Consider the following 7897-nt stretch of genomic DNA (forward strand, 5'->3'; position numbering starts at 1 on the left):
TTGCATAAAACTACTAAGGAATTATTGATATGAATAATTTAAGTGAACGCAGCATCAAAATCCTGGCATCCATGGGACTGATCCTTACGACGATGATCTGGGGATTTGCCTTCGTGGTTATGAAAAATTCTGTGGATGTGATCCCGCCGACATACCTTCTGGCGGTCCGCTTTTCCATGTCCGCGGTACTGCTCGCCCTGTTGTTCCATAAAAATATGATGAAAGCAGACCGGGAGACGGTCCTCTGCGGCGTGATCTTAGGCGCTTTTCTCTGCCTGTCCTATCAGTTCCAAACCTACGGTCTGAAGCACACGACAGCAAGCAAGAATGCTTTTATCACAACGCTGTATGTCATCATCGTGCCGTTCCTCTACTGGGTCGTCAGTAAAAAGAGACCTACAGGCCGGAATATCGCCGCCGCGTTTCTCGCGGTCATCGGTCTTGCGCTTTTGTCATTGCAGGGAGATCTCTCGATCAATTACGGAGATTTTCTGACGCTGGTCTGCGGTCTGATGTTTGCGGTTCACATGGTATTTATCGACAAGTTTACAGAATGCCACGACCCGATCGCCCTGACGGTGATCCAGATCCTTGTAGCAGCTATTTTCAACTGGATCTGCGCACCGTTTCTTGACGGATCCTTTGATTTCACGGTTCTGATGGATAAGTCTCTGATCGGGGGACTGCTATACCTGGCAGTCTTCTCCACCACAGTGGCTTATCTCTTACAGAACAGCGGACAGAAATATCTGAGCGCATCTACATCGGCGATCCTTCTTTCCATGGAGTCGGTGTTCGGAACTCTGTTTTCCGTGATCTTTTTAAAGGATGTACTGACAGGAAAGATGTTGGCCGGATGTGCGCTGATGTTCGCGGCAGTTCTTTTATCGGAGCTCCCGCAGAAGAAAAAAATAGCAGCTATGAAGTCAATAAAAACAGGAAAGAGGTTTCATGGGAAAAGCACTATTTATCGCCGAGAAGCCCAGCGTCGCACAGGAATTTGCAAAGGCGCTAAAGGTTTCCGGGAGAAAAGGAGACGGATATATTGAGTCCGACCAGGCTATCGTGACCTGGTGTGTGGGTCATCTGGTGACCATGAGTTACCCGGATGCCTACGATCCGGCCCTGAAACGCTGGAGCATGGAAACCCTGCCGTTTCTCCCGAAGACATTCAAATACCAGGTGATCGACGATGTAAAAAAACAATTTAAGATCGTGAGCGGGCTCTTAAACCGGTCGGACGTGGACACGATCTATGTCTGCACTGACTCCGGGCGTGAAGGAGAGTACATCTACCGCCTGGTGGAGCAGATGGCCGGGGTAAAGGGAAAGAACCGCCGCCGTGTCTGGATCGACTCCCAGACCGAGGATGAGATACTCCGGGGCGTCCGGGAGGCGAAGGACCTTGCGGAGTACGACAACCTTGCAGCCTCCGCATATCTTAGAGCAAAAGAAGATTACCTGATGGGTATCAATTTTTCCAGGGTGCTCACCTTAAGATACGGCCCATCGGTGGCGTCCTACCTGAGGGAAAAGCGGGCGGTGCTGTCCGTCGGCCGTGTGATGACCTGTGTCCTCGGTATGGTGGTCCGCAGGGAGCGGGAGATCCGGGAATTCGTGAAGACCCCGTTCTACCGCGTCATCGGTTCCTTCGATGTCCCGGATCATGAGACCGCGGTCATCGAGGCGGAATGGAGAGCGGTGGAAGGCTCCAGATACTTCGGCACACCGGCGCTTTATAAGGAAAACGGATTTAAAGAGCATAGGACAGCGGAGGAGCTGATCCGCTTTTTAAGCGCCGACCCGATGGAAGGAACGCTCATCGCCCTGGATAAGAAAAAAGAGACGAAAAATCCGCCGCTTTTATATAACCTTGCGGAGATCCAGAACGACTGTTCGAAGATGTTCAAGATCAGCCCGGATGAGACCTTAAAGATCATCCAGGAGCTCTATGAGAAAAAGCTGGTGACTTACCCTCGAACAGACGCCAGAGTTCTCTCCACTGCGGTGGCGAAGGAGATCTATAAAAATATCGGCGGACTCCGGAATTTCGGGCTTCTCGCGGACTTTGCCGCGAAGGCGCTGGACAGCGGAACCTGGAAGCTGATCGCTCGGACAAAGTATGTGAACGATAAGCAGATCACCGACCACTACGCCATCATCCCGACGGGGCAGGGATTTGGAGCACTGAGAAGTCTCAACCCGCTGGCTGCAAAGGTGTATGAGCTGATCGGACGGCGTTTTTTAAGCATTTTTTATCCACCTGCAGTCTACCAGAAGTTTTCCCTGCGGATTGAAAAGCAGGGAGAACAGTTCTTCGCGGCATATAAGGTCCTTGCGGAGGCGGGATACCTGGAGGTTGCGAACGTCCCGTCCAAGAAAAAAATGGAAAATTCTGGAAACAGCCGGGGTGAAAATTCCGGCGCAGGACAGGAAAACCAGGCGGAAGAACTGGATCCAGGTCATGATGAGAAGGCAAAGAATCTTCTTGCCATGCTGTCCGGCCTGAAAAAAGGACAGAAATTAAAGCTTTTAAAATTTGATATCAAGGAAGGCGAGACATCTCCGCCGAAGCGCTACACCTCCGGTTCCATGATCCTTGCCATGGAGAACGCGGGCCAGCTCATCGATGATGAGGACCTGCGGGCCCAGATCAAGGGAAGCGGCATCGGAACGAGCGCCACCCGGGCGGAGATCTTAAAAAAGCTGTTCAACATCAAGTATCTGGCACTGGCGAAGAAGACCCAGGTCATCACGCCGACACTTCTCGGGGAGATTGTCTTCGATGTCTGCCAGGCGTCCATGCGGCAGCTCCTGAATCCGGAACTCACGGCAAGCTGGGAAAAAGGCCTCACTTACGTGGCGGAGGGAACCATCACGCCGGATGAGTACATGGAAAAGCTGGAGCGTTTTGTGACGCTCAGGACAAACGGTGTCAAGCAGACGAACAACGCCTATATGCTGCGGCCATATTTTGACGCTGCGGCTCAGTTCTATAAAAAATAGCAACAGGTCTGTTTCAATGCTGCAGCCGTTTGCAAAAGCTTATCGAAAATGCTTTCGGCGGTCCAGCCGTAAATAAATGCTGTCTGGCAAGATGGCAGATTGGAGAATCATTATGAAAAAAGAAGAGACTAAGATCGTCGATCTTTATGACCTTTCCCACACCCAGGCTGCGGATTTCCTCCGCCAGTTTACCTACCCGTGGGAGGCACTTGCCCATATCAAGGAGTTTATCCTCGAACTTGGAAAGACACTCCCGGAGGATGAGTACGAGAAGCGCGGGGAGACTGTATGGGTCCATAAGACCGCAAAGGTGATGCCGAGTGCGTACCTCGGTGAGAATATCATTATCGGAAAGGACGCAGAGGTCCGCCACTGCGCGTTCCTCCGGGGAAATGCTTTAGTCGGCGAGGGTGCTGTTGTTGGAAACTCCACGGAGTTAAAAAACGTGATCCTGTTCGATAAGGTCCAGGTTCCGCACTACAACTATGTGGGAGATTCCATCTTAGGCTACCGCGCCCACATGGGAGCCGGTTCCATCACCTCAAACGTGAAATCCGACAAGCTTCTCGTGAAGGTTCATGCCGAGGACGGCGATATCGAGACAGGGATCAAGAAATTTGGTGCGATGCTCGGTGACTGCGTGGAAATCGGATGCGGTTCTGTTCTGAATCCAGGAACTGTTATTGGAAGGAACTGCAATATCTACCCGTTATCCAGCGTCCGTGGATGTGTGGATGAGAATTCCATCTATAAGAAGCAGGGCGAGATTGCCAAGAAAGTGCAGGAGTAATTGATAACTGCAAAAGGAACGAGGCAGTGAAAGAACGATCCATGCGATGATTTTTCTGCAATATGAGATGCAATAATAAAAAAAAGAACCACGATATTTATCTATAAACTCATATGTTGAGTTTTAACAAATATCGTGGTTTTATTTTTAGTATGGGAACCTATACTCTTAAATCACTTCGTGCCAAAAATACGGTCTCCGGCATCTCCGAGACCCGGACAGATGTACGCGTTCTCGTTTAATTCACGGTCAAGGTGTCCGACATAGATCTGTACATCCGGATGTGCCTCGTGGAGTCTCTTTACACCTTCCGGGGCAGCGATGATGCACATAAATTTGATATGCTTTCCGCCGTGCTGCTTGATGAAATCAATAGCTGCAACTGCGGAACCGCCGGTAGCGAGCATCGGGTCTGTGACAACGATGGTTCTCTGCTCGATCGGATTCGGAAGCTTGCAGAAATACTCATGAGGCTCATGGGTCTCCTCGTCGCGGTAGAGACCGATATGACCGATCTTCGCGGACGGAACGAGGGAAAGGACACCGTTTACCATTCCGAGACCTGCGCGCAGGATCGGAACGATGGCTAATTTCTTGCCTGCAAGCATCGGGGTCATACATGTCTCGATTGGAGTCTCGACCTCAACGTCCTCCAGAGGGAGATCGCGGAGTGCCTCATATCCCATCAGAGTTGCGATCTCCTCAACAAGAGTACGGAACTCATTTGTTCCTGTGGTCTTCTTTCTTAACATGGAGATCTTGTGCTGAACCAGCGGGTGGTCAATATACGTTACATTTTCCATTAATAGATACCAGCCTTTCTGTGATCTGCCAAAGCCTATAGACCGATCCGGCAGATCATGTTTTTTCCTTCCCTCTATCATACCAAAACGCAGGATAGAAATCAACCGGATCGTTTCTCAGATCATCTATTGTTATTTTGTTTCCGGTGAATATTTTACAAGGGCATAATCACCCGCCGCATGGCTCACCGGAACGATCAGGTAGATATCTCCGTCTTTTTCGTAGGAAAACGCCTGTGGGAATGTCCCGTCCTTTACGGAAGTAAAATCACATTCTGCAAAAACCGTCTGCCAGAGTTCTTTTCCACTGGACTTGATGGAATCCTTTACTTCAGCTGCTGTGTCCGCCGGTTCTACCACCACAACGTTATCGGAAGAAAGATATTCCGCGATGGAATCCGCATCTGCATACGCAGTCAGACCGATTGGTGATCCTGTATTTAAGTTCACAGAGACGGCATAGCGCACATTTGACGGATGGGCTGTTTCTGCAACGTTTACCATTCCGTGGAATGTAAATACCGCCTTGTTTTTATCGAGGGATACCAGATCACAGTTGATGGAAACCTCATCCTTTTCGGTGTCCAGTTCCCAGGCAGTGATGATCGAGGTCGCCTCTTTCTTTAAAAGCTCATTGACGGCCTGGGTCATGGATGCATCACGGAGATTGGAGAGGATCGGGTATTCGATGGAGACCTTTCCGGTCTTTTCGGTCGCGATCTTCGATTTCACGCTTAACGCGTCGGAGGCGTTGGAATCCTTTTGCGTCTCGACCTCAGAAGATCCGGCTTTTGAAGCATCAGTTTTTGAGGAGTCACTTTTTGAATTGTCTGCTGCCGGATCAGCCTTTGTTTCATTGGAAGTAGTTTCCGCCATGGTCTCCGCAGCGGACGTATGAATTCCAGAGATGTCCACAGCCTCGTGTTTTTTGCATGCGGTGATGGATAATGCGGCAAACATTGTCAAAGCGGCAAATTTATAAAGATTTTTTCTCATAAGAAGATCAGCTCCTTTTATCGTATTTTAATGCGGCACCGGAATAGGCGAATGGAAGAAAGCCTGTCCGGTACCAGGTTTATCTTTCTAAGACAGTTATATTATATCATGAAGACCTGCCTCTTGTACATGAACGCCACATTACGATTTTTTTAAATAAATGAAAGCATTTCATAAGAAAACGCCGGGATCGTTGATAAGTAATTTTAAATACTCAATCTGCAGGAAGTATGTTATCATAAAATTAAAACCCGTCGCCGGTACAAATTCCGGTGATCTTATACGAAAACAGGAGGAGTACTTCCATGAAGTTATTATCACTTTCAGAGGAGTTAAAAAACAATTCTTATCCGGGAAGAGGAATCGTGATCGGAAAATCAGCCGATGGAAAGACAGCCGTGACCGCATATTTTATTATGGGAAGAAGCAGCAACAGCCGCAACCGTGTCTTTGTAGAGGATGGTGAAGGAATCCGTACTCAGGCGTTTGATCCGTCAAAATTAGAGGACCCGAGCCTTATCATCTACGCCCCGGTGCGCGTTCTCGGAAATAAGACCATCGTGACAAACGGCGACCAGACAGATACGATCTACGACGGAATGGACCGCCAGCAGACCTTCGAGCAGTCCCTGCGCTGCCGCGAGTTTGAGCCGGACGGCCCGAACTACACTCCGCGAATCTCCGGAATCATGCACATTGAGAACGGGAACTACAACTTTGCGATGTCCATCTTAAAGAGCAGTGATGGAAACCCGGATAGCTGCAGCCGCTTTACATACGCATATGAGAAGCCATTAAGCGGTGAGGGACGTTTCATCCACACCTACATGAACGACGGAAATCCGCTTCCGAGCTTTGAGGGTGAGCCGAAGCGCATTGCCATTGAGGGCGATATCGACAGCTTCACAAAGAATGTATGGGAGAGCCTGAATGAGGACAACAAGGTTTCCCTCTTTGTCAGATTCATCGATATCGAGACCGGAAAGTATGAGACAAGAATTGTAAATAAAAATCACTAGTCGTATCAAAAGGAGAAAAACAAATCATGAATGAAATGGAATTAAAATACGGATGCAACCCGAACCAGAAACCATCTCGTGTATACATGGAAGACGGAAGTGATCTTCCGATCACAGTCTTAAACGGAAAGCCGGGCTACATCAACCTTCTCGACGCGTTGAACGGCTGGCAGCTCGTCAAGGAATTAAAGGAAGCGACAGGTCTTCCGGCAGCTACTTCCTTCAAGCATGTTTCCCCGGCAGGTGCCGCAGTAGGTCTTCCGATGGATGAAGTTTTAAGAAAGATCTACTGGGTGGACGATCTCGGTGAGCTTTCCCCGCTTGCAAGTGCTTACGCGAGAGCAAGAGGCGCAGACCGTATGTCTTCCTTCGGCGATTTTATTTCCCTTTCCGATGTCTGCGATGTTGACACCGCAAAGCTTATCAAACGCGAGGTATCCGACGGCGTGATCGCTCCGGGATATGAACCGGAAGCTCTTGAGATCTTAAAACAGAAAAAGAATGGAAAATACAATGTGATCCAGATCGATCCGTCCTACGTTCCGGCACCGATCGAGCACAAACAGGTATTTGGCGTGACCTTCGAGCAGGGAAGAAACAACTTAAAGATCGATAAGGAGCTCTTATCGAACGTTGTGACGGAGAACAAGGAAATCCCGGATTCCGCAAAGATCGACCTTATGATCTCACTGATCACCTTAAAGTACACACAGTCCAACTCCGTATGCTATGTGAAGGGAGGACAGGCCATCGGTATCGGCGCAGGTCAGCAGTCCCGTGTCCACTGTACACGTCTTGCGGGTCAGAAGGCAGACAACTGGTTTCTCCGTCAGGCTCCGCAGGTATTAAACCTTCCGTTTATCGACAAGATCAAACGTGCGGACCGCGACAACGCCATTGACGTTTATATCGGGGACGAGTATATGGATGTTCTCGCTGAGGGTGAGTGGCAGAAGGTCTTCACTGAGAAGCCGCCGGTATTCACAAAGGAGGAGAAGCGCGCATGGCTCGACAAGATGCAGGATGTGGCTCTCGGTTCCGACGCCTTCTTCCCGTTCGGTGATAATATTGAGCGTGCCCACAAGAGCGGCGTGAAGTATATCGCACAGCCGGGTGGCTCTGTCCGTGACGACAACGTGATCGATGTGTGCAACAAATACGGAATGGCGATGGCATTCACCGGTATTCGTCTGTTCCACCACTCACGAAAAACGCATGAGTAAATAAATTGTGAACATGCCCCTTTTCTGGTAAAATTAAAAGAAAAGGGGCGTTGGTATATG

The 7897-nt window shown here is 49.4% G+C and carries 7 protein-coding genes; 5 read left to right on the forward strand and 2 right to left on the reverse strand.

The window, feature by feature from the left end:
- The first annotated feature begins 29 nt into the window (after positions 1-29).
- The 3 genes from GPK83_RS07360 to GPK83_RS07370 all read left to right on the forward strand — a co-directional run bounded on the left by GPK83_RS07360 (position 30) and on the right by GPK83_RS07370 (position 3796).
- Positions 30-1049, forward strand: coding sequence for a DMT family transporter (locus tag GPK83_RS07360; RefSeq protein ID WP_252196263.1), 1020 nt, complete (start codon positions 30-32; stop codon positions 1047-1049).
- A complete protein-coding gene (locus tag GPK83_RS07365; RefSeq protein WP_215704413.1) occupies positions 952-3006 on the forward strand; it encodes a DNA topoisomerase in 2055 nt (684 codons plus the stop codon). The genes GPK83_RS07360 and GPK83_RS07365 overlap by 98 nt, the downstream gene beginning before the upstream one ends.
- A gap of 112 nt (positions 3007-3118) precedes the next feature.
- Positions 3119-3796, forward strand: a complete 678-nt coding sequence (locus GPK83_RS07370) for a UDP-N-acetylglucosamine pyrophosphorylase (RefSeq protein ID WP_215704414.1) — start codon at positions 3119-3121, stop codon at positions 3794-3796.
- A 173-nt stretch (positions 3797-3969) separates the two neighbouring features.
- Here the strand turns inward: GPK83_RS07370 and upp are convergent, their stop codons facing one another.
- Together upp and GPK83_RS07380 are read right to left on the reverse strand one after the other, a co-directional pair.
- A complete protein-coding gene (upp, locus tag GPK83_RS07375) occupies positions 3970-4599 on the reverse strand; it encodes a uracil phosphoribosyltransferase (RefSeq protein WP_015554563.1) in 630 nt (209 codons plus the stop codon).
- 132 nt (positions 4600-4731) lie between these two features.
- Entirely contained in the window at positions 4732-5595 is an 864-nt protein-coding gene (locus GPK83_RS07380; protein ID WP_118298166.1) for a hypothetical protein, read from the reverse strand.
- 305 nt (positions 5596-5900) lie between these two features.
- On the opposite strand from GPK83_RS07380, the gene GPK83_RS07385 reads away from it, so the two are divergent.
- The gene (locus tag GPK83_RS07385) at positions 5901-6614 is read left to right on the forward strand and encodes an IMP cyclohydrolase (RefSeq protein ID WP_215704415.1); all 714 of its coding nucleotides are present in this window, start codon (positions 5901-5903) and stop codon (positions 6612-6614) included.
- Between the two features lie 26 nt (positions 6615-6640).
- A complete protein-coding gene (locus tag GPK83_RS07390; protein WP_215704416.1) occupies positions 6641-7837 on the forward strand; it encodes a phosphoribosylaminoimidazolecarboxamide formyltransferase in 1197 nt (398 codons plus the stop codon).
- Positions 7838-7897 lie beyond the last annotated feature (60 nt).

The organism is Clostridium sp. MCC328, assembly GCF_018785465.1.
Classification (GTDB): domain Bacteria; phylum Bacillota; class Clostridia; order Lachnospirales; family Lachnospiraceae; genus Pilosibacter; species Pilosibacter fragilis.

Excerpts from the sequence above, each read along its gene's own strand:
- GPK83_RS07360 (WP_252196263.1), top strand. The coding sequence starts at position 30 with ATGAATAATTTAAGTGAACGCAGCATCAAAATCCTGGCATCCATGGGA.
- upp (WP_015554563.1), bottom strand. The coding sequence starts at position 4,599 with ATGGAAAATGTAACGTATATTGACCACCCGCTGGTTCAGCACAAGATC.
- GPK83_RS07390 (WP_215704416.1), top strand. The coding sequence starts at position 6,641 with ATGAATGAAATGGAATTAAAATACGGATGCAACCCGAACCAGAAACCA.
- GPK83_RS07370 (WP_215704414.1), top strand. The coding sequence starts at position 3,119 with ATGAAAAAAGAAGAGACTAAGATCGTCGATCTTTATGACCTTTCCCAC.
- GPK83_RS07385 (WP_215704415.1), top strand. The coding sequence starts at position 5,901 with ATGAAGTTATTATCACTTTCAGAGGAGTTAAAAAACAATTCTTATCCG.
- GPK83_RS07380 (WP_118298166.1), bottom strand. The coding sequence starts at position 5,595 with ATGAGAAAAAATCTTTATAAATTTGCCGCTTTGACAATGTTTGCCGCA.
- GPK83_RS07365 (WP_215704413.1), top strand. The coding sequence starts at position 952 with ATGGGAAAAGCACTATTTATCGCCGAGAAGCCCAGCGTCGCACAGGAA.